Source organism: Nonomuraea sp. CA-143628 (assembly GCF_050942315.1).
In the GTDB taxonomy this organism is placed as follows: Bacteria; Actinomycetota; Actinomycetes; order Streptosporangiales; family Streptosporangiaceae; genus Nonomuraea.
Map to the genome: position 1 here is coordinate 2,060,554 of NZ_CP192072.1, position 17,343 is coordinate 2,077,896.

At 68.4% G+C, this 17,343-nt stretch carries 19 protein-coding genes; 6 read left to right on the plus strand and 13 right to left on the minus strand.

Translation table 11 applies throughout. The annotated features are described in order from the left end of the window. Positions 1-14 precede the first annotated feature (14 nt). Together ACQP2T_RS09640 and ACQP2T_RS09645 are read right to left on the minus strand one after the other, a co-directional pair. Entirely contained in the window at positions 15-1,175 is a 1,161-nt protein-coding gene (locus tag ACQP2T_RS09640; protein WP_433515818.1) for a histidine kinase, read from the minus strand. Between the two features lie 81 nt (positions 1,176-1,256). After that, a complete protein-coding gene (locus tag ACQP2T_RS09645) occupies positions 1,257-2,225 on the minus strand; it encodes a thermonuclease family protein (protein WP_433515819.1) in 969 nt (322 codons plus the stop codon). A gap of 100 nt (positions 2,226-2,325) precedes the next feature. Here ACQP2T_RS09645 and ACQP2T_RS09650 point away from each other — a divergent pair, with 100 nt between their 5' ends. Beyond that, positions 2,326-2,907 carry a hypothetical protein gene (locus tag ACQP2T_RS09650; RefSeq protein WP_433515820.1) on the plus strand — a complete coding sequence of 194 codons (582 nt, stop codon included), beginning with the start codon at positions 2,326-2,328 and terminating at the stop codon, positions 2,905-2,907. Positions 2,908-2,917: 10 nt separating this feature from the next. On the opposite strand, the gene ACQP2T_RS09655 is transcribed toward ACQP2T_RS09650, so the two are convergent. After that, complete coding sequence (locus tag ACQP2T_RS09655) at positions 2,918-3,637, minus strand: GntR family transcriptional regulator (protein ID WP_358557384.1); 720 nt, start codon at positions 3,635-3,637, stop codon at positions 2,918-2,920. A gap of 473 nt (positions 3,638-4,110) precedes the next feature. Between ACQP2T_RS09655 and ACQP2T_RS09660 the strand changes: the two genes are divergently transcribed. Continuing rightward, positions 4,111-5,583, plus strand: coding sequence for a PAS domain-containing sensor histidine kinase (locus ACQP2T_RS09660; protein ID WP_225301849.1), 1,473 nt, complete (start codon positions 4,111-4,113; stop codon positions 5,581-5,583). A 39-nt stretch (positions 5,584-5,622) separates the two neighbouring features. Here the strand turns inward: ACQP2T_RS09660 and ACQP2T_RS09665 are convergent, their stop codons facing one another. Further along, positions 5,623-5,877, minus strand: coding sequence for a WhiB family transcriptional regulator (locus tag ACQP2T_RS09665; protein WP_433515821.1), 255 nt, complete (start codon positions 5,875-5,877; stop codon positions 5,623-5,625). A gap of 278 nt (positions 5,878-6,155) precedes the next feature. Next, positions 6,156-7,121: a diacylglycerol/lipid kinase family protein gene (locus ACQP2T_RS09670; RefSeq protein ID WP_433515822.1), complete on the minus strand. Its 966-nt coding sequence runs from the start codon at positions 7,119-7,121 to the stop codon at positions 6,156-6,158. A 90-nt stretch (positions 7,122-7,211) separates the two neighbouring features. Here ACQP2T_RS09670 and ACQP2T_RS09675 point away from each other — a divergent pair, with 90 nt between their 5' ends. Further along, complete coding sequence (locus tag ACQP2T_RS09675; protein ID WP_433515823.1) at positions 7,212-7,604, plus strand: hypothetical protein; 393 nt, start codon at positions 7,212-7,214, stop codon at positions 7,602-7,604. A 47-nt stretch (positions 7,605-7,651) separates the two neighbouring features. On the opposite strand, the gene ACQP2T_RS09680 is transcribed toward ACQP2T_RS09675, so the two are convergent. The 3 genes from ACQP2T_RS09680 to sodN all read right to left on the minus strand — a co-directional run bounded on the left by ACQP2T_RS09680 (position 7,652) and on the right by sodN (position 9,403). Continuing rightward, positions 7,652-8,431, minus strand: a complete 780-nt coding sequence (locus ACQP2T_RS09680; RefSeq protein WP_357949601.1) for an RNA polymerase sigma factor SigF — start codon at positions 8,429-8,431, stop codon at positions 7,652-7,654. Between the two features lie 17 nt (positions 8,432-8,448). Continuing rightward, on the minus strand, positions 8,449-8,874 hold the full coding sequence (locus ACQP2T_RS09685; protein ID WP_214640148.1) for an anti-sigma factor: 426 nt from the start codon (positions 8,872-8,874) through the stop codon (positions 8,449-8,451). A gap of 127 nt (positions 8,875-9,001) precedes the next feature. Beyond that, positions 9,002-9,403 carry a superoxide dismutase, Ni gene (gene sodN / locus ACQP2T_RS09690; protein ID WP_219533868.1) on the minus strand — a complete coding sequence of 134 codons (402 nt, stop codon included), beginning with the start codon at positions 9,401-9,403 and terminating at the stop codon, positions 9,002-9,004. A 90-nt stretch (positions 9,404-9,493) separates the two neighbouring features. Here sodN and ACQP2T_RS09695 point away from each other — a divergent pair, with 90 nt between their 5' ends. Continuing rightward, a complete protein-coding gene (locus ACQP2T_RS09695) occupies positions 9,494-9,790 on the plus strand; it encodes a S24 family peptidase (RefSeq protein WP_433515824.1) in 297 nt (98 codons plus the stop codon). Here ACQP2T_RS09695 and ACQP2T_RS09700 read toward each other — a convergent pair. The 4 genes from ACQP2T_RS09700 to ACQP2T_RS09715 all read right to left on the minus strand — a co-directional run bounded on the left by ACQP2T_RS09700 (position 9,760) and on the right by ACQP2T_RS09715 (position 12,719). Beyond that, positions 9,760-10,197, minus strand: a complete 438-nt coding sequence (locus ACQP2T_RS09700; RefSeq protein WP_433515825.1) for a CGNR zinc finger domain-containing protein — start codon at positions 10,195-10,197, stop codon at positions 9,760-9,762. The genes ACQP2T_RS09695 and ACQP2T_RS09700 overlap by 31 nt on opposite strands. Before the next feature lie 82 nt (positions 10,198-10,279). Further along, entirely contained in the window at positions 10,280-11,023 is a 744-nt protein-coding gene (locus ACQP2T_RS09705) for an amino acid ABC transporter ATP-binding protein (RefSeq protein WP_433515826.1), read from the minus strand. Further along, entirely contained in the window at positions 11,020-11,898 is an 879-nt protein-coding gene (locus tag ACQP2T_RS09710; protein ID WP_433515827.1) for an amino acid ABC transporter permease, read from the minus strand. Before ACQP2T_RS09710 ends, ACQP2T_RS09705 begins: the two co-directional genes overlap by 4 nt. After that, positions 11,853-12,719 carry an ABC transporter substrate-binding protein gene (locus tag ACQP2T_RS09715; protein ID WP_433515828.1) on the minus strand — a complete coding sequence of 289 codons (867 nt, stop codon included), beginning with the start codon at positions 12,717-12,719 and terminating at the stop codon, positions 11,853-11,855. Before ACQP2T_RS09715 ends, ACQP2T_RS09710 begins: the two co-directional genes overlap by 46 nt. 261 nt (positions 12,720-12,980) lie before the next feature. Between ACQP2T_RS09715 and ACQP2T_RS09720 the strand changes: the two genes are divergently transcribed. Together ACQP2T_RS09720 and ACQP2T_RS09725 are read left to right on the plus strand one after the other, a co-directional pair. Beyond that, positions 12,981-14,183 (plus strand): NAD(P)-dependent malic enzyme, encoded by a 1,203-nt coding sequence (locus ACQP2T_RS09720; protein ID WP_357949616.1) that lies wholly within the window; start codon positions 12,981-12,983, stop codon positions 14,181-14,183. A 158-nt stretch (positions 14,184-14,341) separates the two neighbouring features. Continuing rightward, positions 14,342-15,688, plus strand: coding sequence for a hypothetical protein (locus tag ACQP2T_RS09725; protein WP_433515829.1), 1,347 nt, complete (start codon positions 14,342-14,344; stop codon positions 15,686-15,688). A 68-nt stretch (positions 15,689-15,756) separates the two neighbouring features. Here ACQP2T_RS09725 and ACQP2T_RS09730 read toward each other — a convergent pair whose 3' ends face one another. Beyond that, positions 15,757-17,241: a hypothetical protein gene (locus ACQP2T_RS09730; RefSeq protein ID WP_433515830.1), complete on the minus strand. Its 1,485-nt coding sequence runs from the start codon at positions 17,239-17,241 to the stop codon at positions 15,757-15,759. Between the last annotated feature and the right edge of the window lie 102 nt (positions 17,242-17,343).

Consider the following 17,343-nt stretch of genomic DNA (forward strand, 5'->3'; position numbering starts at 1 on the left):
AAACGCTAGAACTACTACTCGCACGGCAGATCCACCTCGATCGTGGTCGGCCCGCCGAGCGGGCTGGACAGGCGGAGCGTCCCGTCGACCGAGTCGATCCGCTGGAGGAGGCCGCGCAGCCCGGTGCCGCCGTCGAGCCGGGCGCCACCGCAGCCGTCGTCGAAGACGCGCAGGCACAGCCGGTCGCGTTCGCGGACCACGCTCACCTGGGCCTTGGTGGCCGCCGCGTGCTTGGCGATGTTGGTGAGGGCCTCGGACACGATGAAGAACGCCACCGCCTCGATGGTAGGAGAAGCGCGCAGGTCGATGTCGACGCGCAGCCGTACCGGGATGGGGGCGCGCGCGGCGATGCCGGAGAGCGCCGCGTCGAGGCCCTGGTCGTTGAGCACGGCGGGGTGCAGGCCGCGGACGAAGTCGCGCAGCTCTTTGAGCGCCTGCTTGGACTCCTCGTGCGCCTGCGCGATCGCCTCGCGGGCGGGCTCGGGCAGGTCGGTCAGCGTGGCGCGGGCCAGCCCGAGGTTCATGGCCAGCGAGACCAGCCGCTGCTGGGCGCCGTCATGCAGGTCCCGCTCGATGCGCCGCCGCTCGGCGTCGGCCGCGTCGATCACCCCGGCGCGGCTCTCGGTCAGCGTCTCGATCCGCTGCCCCAGCTCGTGGCGGCTGGGGCCGAGCAGTGTACGCGCCACCGACAGGTCCAGACGCGCCATTCCCCGCGCCAGCGTCGGAGCCACCAGCAGCAGGACGAACCCGACCGCCATGTACACGGAGACCACGCCTGGTTGCCTCAGGTTGAACTCGAACACCAGCGGACGTTCCTGCAGCATCGGCTGCAGGAACGCCGTCAGCCCCACCCCGGCCGCCCCCCACGCGGCCGCCACCAGAACGGTCCCGGCCAGCCCCACCAGCGGCGAGAGCAGGTGGTAGCCGATCTGCCGCCAGGTGACGCGGCTGCGCCAGGTGGTCGGCGAGCGCACCGGCGGGATGCGCACCCCGAGGAACGCCTCGAACCGGGAGCGCTGCACCCGGGTGAAGAGCGGCAGACCGCGGCGCATGAGGGACGGCACCACGGCGCACACGAGGGTCAGCCCGGCGAGGATCACGCCGACCGGCAGCCCGATCACGACATGCGCCGTGTCGAGCCAGGCGCGTGCCGACCACGGACGGGGGACTTTCATGGCAGCAACGGTATTGACCTCCGGGACCCGCGCGACATGGGCTTGGTGTGTGCCTGCGGGGTAGGGCTAGCCCCACCCCACTCACAGTGGTGGGACGGACCAGCCCTTCTCCCTGAACAGCGGGGCGTGCTCGGCGTTGACGAACAGCCGGTCCTCGGGATTGGGGATGCGGAAGTAGCTCTGCGGGTGCAGCAACTCCCTGGCGTTGTCCGACAGGTCGAGCACGTAGCGGTCGGGCGCCCGCCGCTGGGCCAGGAAGCGCAGCTCGAACGGCAGCAGGGCGAGCGGGTTCGCGTGGTCCCAGAGGCCCAGCCCCGCCTCACGGGCCCGCCGTACGGCCTGCCTGGCCCGGCCCAGCGCCCCCGCTTCGGCGACCGTCCTGGCACTGCCCGGCGCCGGCACCGCGTCGGCCAGCCGCCCCTCCTGGCGGACGAACGGGTCGACGTTGGGCCAGATGAAGTAGGGGATCACGTGCCCGGCCGCGAGCAGCCGCTCGTTGTACGGATCGGGGCGGGGCTTGTCGCGCTGGTCGCGGTTGACGTAGCAGAGGAGCCTGCCGTACCGGTCGAGGATCTCGTACGCGAAAGCCAGCCTGATCTTGAACGTCTCGTCAGTGAGGCCCTGCTCGGTGATGTCGAGCTGCATCATGGTCTTGAGCGCCTGGGTGGCCGGGGCGGCATGGGCGGCGTGGTTGGGCGCGGCCGCCGGGCCCAGCCTGTCCAGCAGGTTGTTGTGCAGGGCCGTGCGGAGCGTGAGCTCCTGGTAGCCCTTCTCGAACGGGTCGGTGAGGAAGGTCGTCCAGGCGGGCTTGTCGATGGAGACGAAGCCCTTGGGGAAGTCGGGGAAGTTCGGGTTGCGGGGTAACTCGAAGCTGACTTCGGGAGCGTCGACACCGAGCAGACGTACGCCGAAGTTGCCGTCGGCCGCGATGTTGATCGTGTCGCCGTCATGCACGATCTTGTCCACCGGCTGGGCCGCGCCTTTGGCGCGGCCGAGGAGAGCGTGCCCGACCGTGACGCCGGGAACGGGTTGTTCGATCGCCTTTGCCATGCCTGCATCATCACCCCGCGATGGCTGCAAGTCCCGAAATACTTGAACGAATCGGTATTGCGGGCCGTCTCTTGTGGTGACGGATGAGCTGGAGGTCCAGATGTTACAGATCGGGGTAGCCGTGGCGGCCGCCGCGGCGATGTCGATGGGGGCGGGCGCCCTGCCCGACGGGATGCTCTTCCTGGAGACCCACCCACCGGCCAAGAAGTGGGAGTCCTACAAGACGACGGAGTCGAAGAGCCTCCCGCTCCGGCTGAACCCGTGCGAGCGCCGTACGGCCCCGACCGCCGACCGTCTGGAGACCCGGGCCGTCCACTACCGCTCGGAAGACACCATCAAGTACGAGCAGCTCGTCGTCTACAAGAGCGTCTCCGCCGCCCGTACGGCGATGCGGGGACTGCGCGCGGACCTGTCCCGGTGCAAGAACTTCGGCAAGGGCCCCGACCGCCACCACTACTACACCAAGCCCCTCAAGGTGGGCGACGACGCTCTCCGGGCCGGCAGCAGCTTCTTCGAGAGCGGAGAGCAGACGGTCGTCGTACGGAACGGCGCGACCGTCTACGTCGCGGGCGGATCGGCCTGGCCGGGGAAGAGCCTGCCGCTCAAGCGCTTCAAGGGCCTCATCTCCCAGGCGGAGCGGATGAGGGTGAAGGTCTGCGACCTGCCGAAGGCGGCCTGCTGAAGAAGCTCCCTCACGGGCGGCGCAGGCGCGTGACGAACTTGTACCGATCGCCGCGATAGAGCGACTGTGCCCACTCGACCGGGTTTCCGTCGGCGTCGAAGGCGTGCCGCGTCAGGAGCAGCATCGGCAGCCCGACGTCCACGCCGAGCGCCTTCGCGTCATAGGGCGTGGCGAGCACGGTCTCGATGATCTCCTCGGCGTCGGTGAGCCGGACGTTGTAGGCGTTGTGCAGCGTCTCGTACAGGGACGCGTGCACCTCCAGCTCCCGCCGCAGCCTGGGGAAGCGGCGGGCCGACAGGTGAGTGGTGTCTATCGAGACGGGCTCCCCGTTGGCCAGGCGCAGGCGGTGGATGCGCAGGACGCGTCCGCCCGGGTTGATGGCCAGCCGCCGCGCGAGCGGCTCGTCGGCGGTGATGTAGCCGATCTCCAGGATCTTGGTGTCGGGCTCCAGGCCGGCCGTGCGCAGGTCGCCGATGTACGACGTCAGCTGCAGCACCTGCGCCACCTTCGGCTGAGCCACGAAGGTGCCCTTGCCCTGGATGCGCAGCAGCCGCCCCTCGACGACCAGCTCGGTCAGCGCCTGACGGACGGTGGTGCGCGAGGTCTCGAAACGTACGGCCAGCGCCCGCTCGGGAGGCAGCGCCGCGCCGGGAGGCAGGCTCTTGGTGAGCTCGAGCAGGCTCCGTTTCACGTCGTAGTACTTCGGTACGCGAGGGCCGTCGTCCGTCACGCTCTCACCTTCACTTCTGCCACGGCGGTGAGGGCGTGTCTGATCACCGCGAGATCATCGGAACTCAGATTGGCCCGAGCGGTCAACCACCGGCACGACACAGGCAGGGGCGCGCTCGTCGTCAGACCGGGCTCGCCCGCCGTGATACATGCCGGATCGGGCAGCTCAGGTTGATTGTGAAGGATATACACAGTGGCAGGCATGCCCGCAACCGCGGCGGTAGCCGAGGTGGGGCCGAAGATGAGCAACGTGTCGATCACCTCCGTTGCGCGCCGAACGGTCCCGCTCCGAGGGTCGACCGAACGGAACAGTGTGACGGTTTTCACAGTGTGAGATTCCCGAAAATCAGCGGTTGACCGCACGGCGACACGCCCGTGTTCATCGGTGTTCCCGGTCCGGTGAGCACGCCGGCGGGAGGGGCGGGCCGGGTCGCCGGTTTGGTTGTTGCGGCGGAAAGCACGCATGATGCACTCGTGCCGACTCTCAGCGACCTCGTCGTCCGCCACACCGCTCTCGACGCGGCGGACCTCGACTGGCTGCACTCGCTGGTCTCCGACTGGCAACTGCTGGCCGACCTGTCGTTCGCCGACCTCATCCTGTGGGCGCCGCTCCAGGGCGAGGGCGGCGGCTGGATCGCTATCGCGCAGATGCGCCCGACCACCGGGCCCACCGTCTACCACGACGACATCGTCGGCACCGTCGCGGCCAAGGGCGAGCGCTACCTGATCGACACGGCGTGGAACGAGCGGCGCATCTGCCGCGAAGGCGATCCCGACTGGTCGACGGGCGTGCCCGTCCGCGAGGAGACCATCCCCGTACGGCGGGCGGTCCCGGTCGGCGAGGCCCGCTTCCTCGCGGTGATCCAGCGCTCCACGAATCTGTCCTCGGCGCGTACCCCGTCGCGCCTGGAGCTCACCTACCTGCAGAGTGCCTCCGACCTGGCGCAGATGGTGGCCGAGGGACGCTTCCCGTTCTCCGGCGAGGAGCCGATCCTGGTCCGCTCCCCGCGCGTCGGCGACGGCCTGCTGCGGCTGGACCGGGCGGGGCGCGTGACGTACGCGTCGCCGAACGCGCTGTCGGCCTACCGGCGGCTCGGTCTGCACGCGGATCTGGTCGGGGCCGAGCTGGGCCGGGTGACCGCCACGCTCTGCTACTCCGACGAGCCGATCAACGAGGACCTGATGATCGTGGCCAGCGGGCGCGCGGCCAAGGAGACCGAGGTCGAGTCCGGCGGGACGATCGTGCAGCTCCGGGCGATCCCGCTGATCGTCGGCGGCGGCCGCATCGGCGCGCTGGTGCTCATCCGTGACGTGACGGAGCTGCGCCGCCGCGAACGCGAGCTGATGACCAAGGACGCGACCATCCGCGAGATCCACCACCGGGTCAAGAACAACCTGCAGACGGTGGCGGCCCTGCTCCGGCTCCAGGCGCGGCGCCTGCGCGTGCCCGAAGGGCGGGAGGCGCTGGAGGAGGCGGTGCGGCGGGTCGGCTCGATCGCGATCGTGCACGAGACGCTCTCTCACGCGCCGGAGGAGTTCGTCGACTTCGACGACATCGCCGACCGCGTGATCGCGATGGCGGGCGAGGTGTCGGCGGCGGAGGCGGCGGTCACCCCGCGACGGATAGGCAGCTTCGGCACCCTTCCGTCGCTCATCGCCACACCTCTGGCGATGGCTCTCACCGAACTTCTCCAGAACGCCTTGCAACACGGCCGCCCCAAACACCTGCAAGTGGTCGTGGAACCGACTCCCGACAGGCTGCACGTGACCGTCTGGGACGACGGTCAGGGTCTGCCCGACGACTTCGAGCTGGACAACTCCACGAGCCTGGGCCTGCAGATCGTCCGCACGCTCGTGGTCGGCGAGCTCTCGGGCAAACTCTCGATCGCCCCTCGCCTGGAGGGCGGCACAGAGGTGACGCTCTCCATCCCGCTGCCGGCCGCCTGACGGCAGCCTGCCGTACGAGCTGCGGATCGGGCGGTTCGGCTAGGCGGAGGCGCGAGCGCGGGCACGGGCGCTGCGGCGCTTCAACGCCCTGCGCTCGTCCTCGCTCAGGCCGCCCCAGACGCCGGCGTCCTGGCCGGACTCAAGGGCCCACTTCAAGCACAGGTCGACCGCCGAACACGAGCGGCACACCGCCTTGGCCTCTTCGATCTGCATGAGTGCCGGGCCGGTGTTGCCGATCGGGAAGAACAGCTCGGGGTCGACGTCACGGCAGGCAGCTCGGTGGCGCCAGTCCATGCGTTTCACTCCTTAGTAGATGGAACCTCTGGTCGGCTCCGTGCGGCTACTACTTTGTGAAGAGTTTCACTAACTCGCGCGAGCAATGACCCGGATCCTGTGCTGGACCGGGGTTGCCCGCTGAGCGTCGGGGCGGACCGGTGGGGCTTGTTAAAGGTCCTACGTTCCGACGTCAAAGTTGAGCCTGTCAGCCACTGACAGTGCACGCAAGAGGGTTGGTAGGAAGTTTTGGTGTGGATGGATGTCGGATGCGTCACACAATGACCGAATGTAACCAGCTAGACCAGAACTTGTAATGCGTTCGGGATAGAGCGGAATGTCACTGATTCCCGTTCTCCCAGGTAGTCGCCGTCCAGCTCGAAGGCCACAGGGCGGTCCGCCGCGAGCGTGAACTCGGACTCGTCGTGCAGCTGGACGAGGTGCCGGCCCGACGGAAGAGTGTCACGCTCCGTGAGGATCTGCCGGATGGCGGGAAGGATCGAGGTCACGCCTATCTGCTGGAGTCCCAGCAGGTCGAGCCCGGTCTCGAAGCCGGCCCAGGGCGTGGGCAGGACCGGCCGGGTGCCGATGTAGGTCCAGGGCGAGGCATTGGAGATGATCGCCATGTACACGCCCTTGGCGGCGGGAATGCCAGGGCCGCTCAGCGTCATCGCCGGGTGGCGCTTGTCAGTGGCGAGGTAGTGGCGCAGCGCGGTGTTGACGTATCGCGTGGGTGTCGCCTTCCGGCCCGTGCCGCGCAGCCCCTCGACGGCTCGGATGACCTCGGCGTTGTACCCCATCCCAGCCCCGAAGGTGAAATATCGGCTCTCGTTCTCCCAAAGGGCTTGCCCCAACCCCACGGTCCTGCGGCGGCCGTCACGCAGCGCCTCGAGCACGGCGCCCGTGGCCTCGACCGGGTCGTTCGGCAGGCCCAGGTCGCGGGCGAACACGTTCGCGCTGCCCCCAGGGATGACGATCAGTGCGGGCCGCCCGGCACTGGGATCGTCATGGTGCGCGGGGTCGTCGCCGTTGACGGCGTTGAGCAGGCCGTTCACGGCCTCGTTGATCGTCCCGTCGCCGCCCAGCACGGCCACCACGTCATAGCCCTTGGCGTGCGCGGTGGCGGCCAGCCCGGCCGCGTGGCCCCGGTACCGGGTCTGTTCCACGGTCAGCTCGACGGCGGCGCCGAGCGCGCGGATCAGTACGTCACGCCGGCGGGCATTCGTGGTCGTGGCCTTGGGGTTGACCAGGAGCATCGCTCGCATGTCGTTCAGACTAGCCGGTGCCCGATATCTGGCTTATCGGCCATTAGTCGGAATCTGGGGGCGGCAAGGGGCACCGATAGGGTTTGGGGCGTGAACCGACCTTGGACACTTCTCGCCGCCGCGCTCATCGTCGCCCTGGAGGGCTTGGTGGCGCTCGGTCTCGGCCTGTACGTCGCGGTGGAGACGCTGGCCGGCGCGGCGGAGGACATCACCAGCGCGCTGGCCGAGTCGGGGTTCGGGGTGCTGATCGGCGCGGGACTGGTCTGGGTGGCCTGGGGCGGCCTGTACAAGATGGAGCGATGGGGGAGATCGCCCAGCGTGCTGGCCCAGATCTTCGTGCTCCCCGTCGCGATCACGCTCATCCAGTCGGACAAGCCGCTCTATGGGATCCCGCTGATCGTGGTGGCCGTCGCCGGCCTCGGCACGTTGCTCGCGCCCCCCACCACCCACGCTCTGTACGGCGAGGACTCGCAGAAGGGTTAGCTGTCGAGGGTCGGTCGTCGGCCCTCGATCGCGTTAGTCGTCCAGGGTCAGTCGTCCGCGGTCAGGCCCTCGCGCAGCTGGGCCAGCGTGCGGGCCAGTAGGCGTGAGACGTGCATCTGCGAGATGCCCAGCTCGGTGGCGATCTGCGACTGGGTCATGTTGCCGAAGAAGCGCAGCAGCAGGATGCGCTTCTCACGGGGCGGCAGCCGTTCGAGCAGTGGCTTGAGCGACTCGCGGTATTCGACGCCTTCGAGAGACTCGTCCACGATGCCCAGCGAGTCGGACACGGCGGGCGCGTCGTCGTCACCGGAGTCGGGCGCGTCGAGCGACACCGTGGAGTAGGCGTTGGCCGACTCCAGGCCCTCAAGGACCTCCTCCTCGGTCATCTTGAGGTAGGCGGCCAGCTCCGCGACGGTCGGTGCCCGGCCCTCGCGCTGCGACAGCTCGCTGATCGCCTTGGTCAGCGACAGCTTGAGCTCCTGCAGGCGGCGCGGCACGCGCACCGCCCAGCCCTTGTCACGGAAGTGGCGCTTGATCTCGCCGACGATCGTGGGCGTGGCGTAGGTGGAGAACTCCACGCCGCGGTTGAGGTCGAAGCGGTCGATGGACTTGATCAGTCCGATGGTGGCGACCTGGGTGAGGTCGTCGAGCCACTCGCCCCGGTTGCGGAAGCGGCGGGCCAGATATTCGACCAGAGGAAGGTGAAGCTCGACCAGCTCGTCCCTGATGCGCTGCCGACGCGGCTCGTCAGGCCCCAGCTCGGACAGCTCGGCGAAGAGGATGCGGGCCCGCACCCTGTCGGGCACGGCGTGGTCGCTGGTGGCCATGGCTCCAGTCCTTTCCGTCACGCCGGCCTCGCCGTGCCTCGGCGCTTACGCAGGACGATCGCCATGCGATCGGGAGAGTCGATCACCGCTTCCACATCGTCTGCCAGGGCGGTCAAGACCATCCAGGCGAAGTCGTCCCGCTTTGGCGCGGAGCTGCCGACCGTCGCGACCTCGACCCTGACCTGCATTTCCTGCCCGGTCAGCTCGAACTCGGCGGTCAGATCGGTCCCGGGCACGGCCTCGCTCAGCAACATCGCGCACGCCTCGTCGACCGCGATCCGCAGATCCTCGATCTCGTCCAGCGTGAAGTCGAGCCGTGCGGCCAGTCCGGCAGTGGCCGTACGCAGTACGGACAGGTAGGCACTCGCGGCCGGGAGCCTGATGCTCACCACGTCGCGGATGCCGGCCACGCCCTCAGCCCGCGTCTCGGTTTCCTCGGTCACGTTCCTCCTCGCGTATACGGCGCTGACTGCAACTTACCGCCCCCGGGAGGTGGTTGGCGGAATCAGACTCGCCATCGACCGAAAAGGCTCTGCACGGAAGGTCGCCGCACAGAGCCTTTATGCCGATTTAGGCGGCCTTCGTCTCCCAGAAGATCTTGGAGATTTCGTCGATCTTGCCGAGAAGGTCCTCGGCCTTGGCGACCTCGACCGTGCCCTTGCCGCCTGCCGCGCCGGCGAGCTTCGTGGCCTCCCAGAAGAGCTGGTGAAGCTGGGGGTACTGCTCGAGGTGCGGGGGCTTGAAGTAGTCGGTCCAGAGCACCCACAGGTGGTGCTTGACGAGCTCGGCCCGCTCCTCCTTGATGGAGAGCGCCCGCGCCCGGAAGATCGGGTCCTCGTTGGCCGCGTACTTCTCCATGATCGCCTTGACCGACTCCGCCTCGATCCGGGCCTGCGCGGGGTCGTACACCCCACAGGGCAGGTCGCAGTGGGCGGAAGCGACATGCTTGGGTCGTAGCAGTCGTGCGAGCATCAGAAAGTCCTTCCTTGATGCTGAATCAGCTTGGTCCAACTACCGACCTTACTCGGGTCCAAACGCCTGCGGCGGAGGGGGTCACAGCCCATGAGAGTGCGTGTCGAGGGGGATTCCATGCGGCCGGCGCTGGTGCCCGGCGACTGGCTCCTCGTACGGCGGGGCGCCGCGGTGCATCCCGGCGATCTGGTCGTGGCACGGCTCCCGGGCGATCCCGAGCGGCTCATCGTCAAGCGGGCCCAGTGGCACGGCGACGACGGCTGGTGGCTGGAGAGCGACAACCAGCGGGCCAGCGGGCGCCGCGACAGCTGGGACTTCGGCCCGGTGAGCGACATCGTGGGCCGGGTGGTGCTGCGCTACTGGCCGCTCCTGCGGCGGGCACGGTAGGCGGCGACGTTGGCCCTGCTGGCGCACCGGGCGGAGCAGTAGCGGCGCGAGCGGTTGGAGGAGGTGTCGAGGAAGGCCCGCAGGCATCGCGGTTCCTGGCAGCGGCCGAGCCGGTCGGTGCCCAGTTCGGCGACGAGCGCGGCCAGGCCCATCACGGCGCCGGCGGCGGCCGTGCCGTGCGCGTCCACAGCGAGGTGCAGGTGCCAGCGCTGCCCGTCGTGGTCCGACAGTTGGGGGCGCACCGGATGACGCACGAGCAGCGCGTTCAGGCGCGCCACGACGGCCTGCTCGCCACCGGTCCCGTCGAACAGGGCCGCCAGTTCGTCACGCAGCTCTAGGAGCTCCGGCGGCGGGTGCGGATCGTTCACCAGCCGGACCGCCCACTCGGCGTAAGAGGTGAGGTCCATGCCGGAGTATTACACGAGCCGCGGGGCGCCCCAGCCTCGGACGCCCCGCATAAGGCCCGCTGTGAGGCCGGCCCCGCTGAGGTCAGCCTTCCGGGTGCAGGACGCGCCTGAGGAAGGAGCGGGTCCGCTCCTGCTTCGGGTCGCCGATCACCTCGGCGGGCGACCCCTGCTCGACGATCACCCCGCCGTCCATGAACACCACACGGTCGGCCACCTCGCGGGCGAAGCCCATCTCGTGGGTGACCACCAGCATGGTCATGCCCTCCTCCGCCAGCTTGCGCATGACGGCGAGCACGTCGCCGACCAGCTCCGGGTCCAGCGCCGAGGTGGGTTCGTCGAAGAGCATCAGGTCCGGGTTCATGGCCAGCGCCCTGGCGATGGCCACCCGCTGCTGCTGTCCGCCGGAGAGCTTGCCGGGATATTCGTCGCACTTGTCGCCGACGCCGACCTTGGCCAGGTTCTCCCTGGCGACGATCTCGGCCTCCTTCTTGCTCCGGTTCAGCACCCGCTGCTGGGCGATCATCACGTTCTGCAGCGCGGTCAGGTGCGGGAAGAGGTTGAACTGCTGGAACACCATGCCGACGTGCCGCCGGGCCGCGTCGATGTCGGCGTCGGGATGGGTCAGCTCCACACCGTTGACGAACACCCGGCCCTTGGTCGGCGTCTCCAGCACGTTCACGCAGCGCAGCAGCGTCGACTTGCCCGATCCTGAAGGGCCGATGACGCAGACCACCTGACCGGATTCGACGGTGAAGTCGATGCCCTTGAGCACCTCGTTGTCGCCGAAGTACTTGTGCAGTTCTCTGATCTCTACGGCGTGCGTCACCGTTTCCTCCCCTGGCGCGCTTCGAGGCGGCGTACCACGAACCCGAGCGGAATCGTGATCAGCAGGTACGTGGCGCCGGCCACGATCAGCGGCGTGCTGTTGGCCTGGTCGATCGTGGTGTCGGAGCCGAACTTGGTCAGCTCGGTGGTCGCCGCCGTCACGCCCAGCGTGAAGACCAGCGAGGAGTCCTTGAACAGCAGGATCAGCTCATTGGTCAGCGGCGGGATCACGATCCTGATGGCCTGCGGCAGGATGATGGAGAGCATCGCCCGGCCCGGCTTCATGCCGAGCGACCTGGCCGCCTCCATCTGACCCTTGGGCACCGCCTGGATGCCCGCGCGGAACGACTCGGCCATGTAGGCCGCGGCCACCAGGCCCAGCGCGAGCGCCACCGTGCCGTAGACGTCGCCGGGGAGCTTGAACCCGGGGAAGGCGATCGGCAGGCCGAACCCGAGCAGCAGGAAGATGATCAGCGCGGGCAGGCCGCGGAAGATCTCGATGTAGACGAGGGCGACCACCCGGTAGGGGACCACCGAGGACAACCGCATCAGCGCCAGCACGAGACCGAGCGCGAAGCCGATCACGTAGCCGCACACAGTGAAGATCAGGGTGTTCTTCAGCGCGACCGTGAACAGCGTGGGGAACATCCCCGCGGCGACCTTGCCGTTCAGGAAGTTCTCGAAGATCTTCGGCCAGTCCGCGAGCAGGATCACCGCGAGGAGGACGAGGACGAAGACGGCGTACTGGATGGCGAGGCTGACGCGGCGGCGCTGGCGGGGGCTGAGCCCGCTTTTCGCGGGCTCAGCCGTGGTCGGCGTGGTCGTCATGATCAGGAGGTGGGCGTCGGGGTCGTGACGGGCGCGGCGCCCATCCACTCCTGGTACTCCTTGGTCCAGGTGCCGTCCTTGATGGCCTCGGACAGGGACTCGTTGATGACCTTGAGCAGCGCGGCGTTGCCCTTCTTGACGGCGAAGCCGTACTGGGCGTGGGTCGGCACCTGGCCGGACAGCTCGTAGGCGGAGGAGACGTTCGGCTTCTTCATCCAGTCGACGACGACCGGCAGGTCCTGGATCACCATGTCGACCTGGCCGGACTGCAGCGCGAGCAGCAGCTTGCCGGAGTCCTTGAACTCCTTGGCCTCGATGCCCTTGCTCTTGGCGAGCGTGAGGCTGGTCGTGCCGGCCTGCACGCCGACGCTCAGGTTCTTGCTCTTGGCGGTCTCGAGGTCGGGCACACCGGCGCCCTTCTTGGTCACCAGGCCGAGCACTTCGTCGAAGTAGGGGTTGGAGAAGTCGAGGTGCTGCTTGCGGTCCTCGGTGATCGTCATACCGGCGGCGGCGACGTCGCACTTGCCGGCGCTGAGCGCGGCACCGCCCTTGATCGAGTCGAAGTCGATGTCCACGATGTCCTGCGTCACGCCCAGCTTCTTGGCGACCAGGTCGATCATGTCCACGTCGAACCCGACGACCTTGCCGCTGGCGTCCTTGGACTGGAACGGCGGGTACGGCAGGTTGGTGCAGGTGGTCAGCTTTCCGGGGGCGACCAGCTGTACTCCGCCCGCCGCTGTGGCGGGTGCGGAGGACGAGGCGCTGGTGCCCGTCTGCGAGGTGCTGCCGCAGGCGGACAGCGCCAGGGCGGCGGTCAGGGCGAGCGCACCGGTGGTGTAGCCACGGCGCGTCCTGGGCCAGAGGGCCATGTGCGGGCCTCCTCGAGTGATATGTAAGGAAAGTTGGTTTTTGTGAAGTTTAAATGGCCTTTTGCTGCGGACCGTCATCTGAGAATTAACAATGCGTCAACAGAACGGAGTCGGTCCTGAGACAGACCCCATCTCAGCATGTGGCACTATGGAGCGACGGGTGACCCCCGTAACCCCTCTTACGAGACGATCGAGGAGGGGCACCTGGCGGCTACCGAAGCCAGGCCTCTCGCGCCGTCTGCCGAAGGTCTCATCCGTCCGATGACTACTGGGGTCGCTGTGACTACCACACCCGCTTCCGTTGAATCCCTCGATCTTGATCCCGCCTTCGCGTTGCATCGCGGCGGCAAGCTCGAGGTCCGATCCACCATCCCCGTCCGCAACGCCGACGACCTTTCCCTTGCCTACACCCCCGGGGTCGCTCGCGTCTGCACCGCGATCGCCGACACGCCGTCACTCGTCAACGACTACACCTGGGTCTCCAACGTGGTCGCCGTCGTCTCCGACGGCACGGCCGTGCTCGGCCTCGGTGACATCGGCCCTGCGGCCGCCATGCCCGTGATGGAGGGCAAGGCGCTGCTGTTCAAGGAGTTCGGGGGCGTCGACGCGGTCCCGATCTGCCTCGACTGCACCGACGTCGACGCCCTGGTCGAGACCGTCGTACGACTGGCGCCCTCGTTCGGCGGCATCAACCTGGAGGACATCAGCGCGCCCCGCTGCTTCGAGGTCGAAGACCGGCTGCGGGACCTGCTCGACATCCCCGTCTTCCACGACGACCAGCACGGCACCGCCATCGTGGCCCTCGCCGCGCTGACCAACGCGGCCCGGCTGACCGGCCGCTCTCTGGGCGACCTGCGCGCCGTGGTGGCCGGAGCCGGCGCGTCCGGGGTCGCGGTCACCCGGATCCTCCTGGAGGCCGGCATCGGCGACATCGCGGTCGCCGACTCCAAGGGCATGATCTACGACGGCAGGGAAGGGCTCAACCCGGTCAAGCAGGCCCTGGCCCGCGACACCAACAAGGCGGGCCACAAGGGCTCGACCGAGGAGGCCCTGGCGGGCGCCGACGTCTTCCTCGGCCTATCCGGCTCGACGGTGTCGGAGGCGGCCATCGCCTCGATGGCCGCGGACTCGATCGTGTTCGCCCTGTCCAACCCCACCCCCGAGGTGCATCCCGAGGTGGCCGCGAAGTACGCCAAGGTGGTCGCGACCGGCCGCTCCGACTTCCCCAACCAGATCAACAACGTGCTGGCCTTCCCCGGCGTCTTCCGCGGCGCGCTCGACGTCCGGGCCACCACGATCACCGAGAACATGAAGGTCGCGGCGGCCGTCGCGCTCGCCGACGTGGTGGGTGCGGACGTCAGGGCCGACTATGTCATCCCCAGCCCGTTCGACGCGCGTGTGGCGCCCGCGGTGACCGCCGCCGTGGCCGCCCAGGCCCGCGCCGACGGGGTCGCCCGCCTGTAGTTCCCCGGGAACCGGAACCTGCGGAAGTGCAGGAACCTGCACTTCCGCAGGAACCTGCACTTCCTCAGGGAACCGCCAAATTTCCTTTACTCTCCGTGCTATAAAGAGGGCTCTCTGTAAGGATGCGGGCGCAGACTCCTGTTGCCGCGAGGAGAGCGATGGAACGCGAGCCCAATCGACTGCTACAGCAGCTGATCGCGGAGGCCGGCTTCTCTCACAAGGGGCTGGCCAGGCGCCTCAACGACCTGGGAGCCGCGCGTGGCACCCCTGGCCTGAAGTACGACCACAGCTCCGTGCTGCGCTGGATCGGTGGTCAGCGGCCTCGGGACCCTGTGCCGTGCCTCCTTACCGAGATTTTCGCACTGCGGCTCGGCAGGCCCTTCTCCCCCGTGGAGGTGGGCATGCCGGCCATCGTTACACCCCTGGATCTCGGACAGGAGTTCACGCACACGTGGAAGGAGGGGGTCGCGACCGTGACGGCGCTGTGGCGGGCCGATATGGAGAGGCGGCGCTTCCTGATCGATTCGACTTTCGCGATTGGTGCGGGCTCGGTAGGGGCCGTCCGCTGGCTGACGGCCCCGCCGGAGGAACGCCCGGGCGGCTCCGGCGCACGCCGCGTCGGCAGGGCCGACATCACCGCGATCCACGAGGTCACCCGTTCGTTCGGTGAGCTCGACAACAGGTTCGGCAGCGGACGTGTCCGCGCGTCGGTCATCAAATACCTCGACACCGCGGTCTCACCGCTGCTCAAAGAGGGCGCCTACGGCGAGGCCACGGGCAGGCAGCTGGCCGGGGCCGCCGCGGAGCTGACCCGCCTGGCCGGTTGGATGGCCTACGACCTGGAGCAGCACGGCCTGGCCCAGCGCTACCTGATCCAGGCGCTGCGCCTGGCCCAGGGCGCCGACGACCACGCGCTGGGCGGCGAGATCCTGGCCGGCATGGCGCACCAGGCCATCTACATGGGCCAGCACGCCCACGCGCTCGACCTGGCCAGGGCCGCCCAGCTCTCGGCCCGCCGCGCGGGCGTCCACACCCTGCTGTGCTCCGGCCAGGTGCTGGAGGCGCACGCTCACGCGGGCCTCGGCGACGCGCGCTCCTGCGGCAACGCGCTGCACGCGGCCGAGGTGACCTTCGACTCGCGGGCTCCCGCCGACGAGCCGGCCTGGCTGAGCTACTTCGACGAGGCGTACCTGTCGGCCAAGTTCGCCCACTGCTTCCGCGACCTGGGGGAGGGGGAGCGGGTCGTCCGGCAGGCGCACCGCTCGCTCGACATGGACGGCCGCTACGTGCGCGGGCGGATGTTCAACCTGTCGCTGCTGGCGGCCGGGTTGCTGCAGTGCGGGGAGTTGGAGGAGGCGTGCAAGGTGGCGGAGACCGCGTTCAAGCTGGCCGGTGAGCTGCAGTCGGTGCGGTCTCGTTCGTACGCGGCCGACCTGCGGCGGCGGCTGGAGCCGTACAAGAGCGAACCTGCGGTGCGGGCGCTGCGCGAGCTGTCCGCTGTTTGAGCCTTCTTCCTCTATTAGATGAGCCCGCCGCCGGATCTCCGGCGACGGGCTCGTTCTGTCCCTATCTATTACTGCATCATCTCGCCGTTGGGGCCGACGATCGACTTGGTCGCGGCGTACTGGGCCTTGTTGTAGACGTCAGCGGTCTCGCCGTCGAAGTAGGCGGAGCTGATGAAGTCGATCCGGCCGTTGCCGTCCTGGTCGTGGAACATGCTCGTCACGCCGTTGACGTAGCCGGTGCGCTTGTTGTTGTCGTACTTCATCAGCCAGGGGCCGCCGTCGGCGCCGGGGGTCATGGAGCACTTCAGCACCTGGTGCGTCTCGACCTTGAAGGTGTTGACCTGGTAGGTCTTCGTACCGGTCTTGCCGGCGCACCACTTGGGCGTCACGCCGGTGAAGGCCTTGTCGCCGTCGGGGTGGGGGGCGCTGGGGTAGCCGAAGGCGGTGACGGTCTGGCCCATGGGCTGGTTCCAGGCGACGCCCTGGCCGCCGACGATGTCGCCGAGGCGGCCCAGGTCCTTGGCGATGCCGATGACGTACTCGGCCGTGTAGAACTTGCGTGAAAGGCCCGGCTTGACCCACTTTTGTGTGTAGTAGTGGGTGATGAGGTAGTTGCCGGACTTGTCGATGATCCTCTTGCCGGGACCCTTATAAGCCTCGTACTCCGGCAGAGTGACGGGCACGGTCTCTGGCTCGCCCAACTTGAAGCCATTGCCCTTGCCGGTCTTGGCAGCTTCGTACACCTTGTCGCTCACCTCGACCTTCTCCAGGACCGCGCCGATAAAGTCGGGGCCCACCTTGTCGGCCGGGGTGTCGGCGCCCTCGGACCAGCAGCGGCCGAGGGTCAGGACGCACTTGGCGTACTCGGCGGGGCTGATCTCAACCGGCTTGACCCACTTGTCGCCACGCCACTCTTGGAACTCCTTGAACGACACCTTCTTGTCGTTGGGGAGCGCGAAGCCGTTGTGCACGGCCACGAACGCGAAGTCGCCGTCGTAGTCGTCGTAGGTGTCCAGGTCGTAGCTGGTGAACGCGTAGGCGCCCGCGTAGACACCGAACGGCGCCTTGCCCTGGTAGTAGCCGGGGACGAACACCCACTTGCGGAAGACGTCCTTGCCGCGCTCGTAGACACAGTGGCCTGCCGTGGCGACCAGGTTGCGGTTCCTGGCCTGGACGGAGGTGGCCGAGCACCAGCGGTAGTTGCCGCCGCTGTCGAGGAAGAAGACCTTGCCGATGGTCTTGGGCAGGTTGACCACCTTGGTCTTGGACGCGGCGGGCGTCGTGCCGGTGGGGGAGGCCGAGCCTGGCTTGCCGTCGGGCGCCTTGGCCGAGGTGGAGACCAGCTTCTGGACGTCCTTGGCGTCGACGTTGTACTGCGTGGCCTTCTTGAGCGCCGCGCCGTTGGCGTCGAGCCAGAAGTAGGCGTTGCTGTAGGCCTCGGCTGCCTTGGGGGCGAGTGGGTCCTGGACCCAGTCGGGGGCCGCGTTGGCGGGGAGGGCGAGGGTGGCGGCGCTCAGGCTGGCGGCGGTCAGGGGGACGAGCAGGCGCTTCACTGGGGATCTCCACAAGGTTAACAAGCAGGTGTTGAGACCCTATCGACCCTCTGGTCACTCTGGTAACAGATTGTTCGGGAGTGTTACAGAAATGGTGGAGTA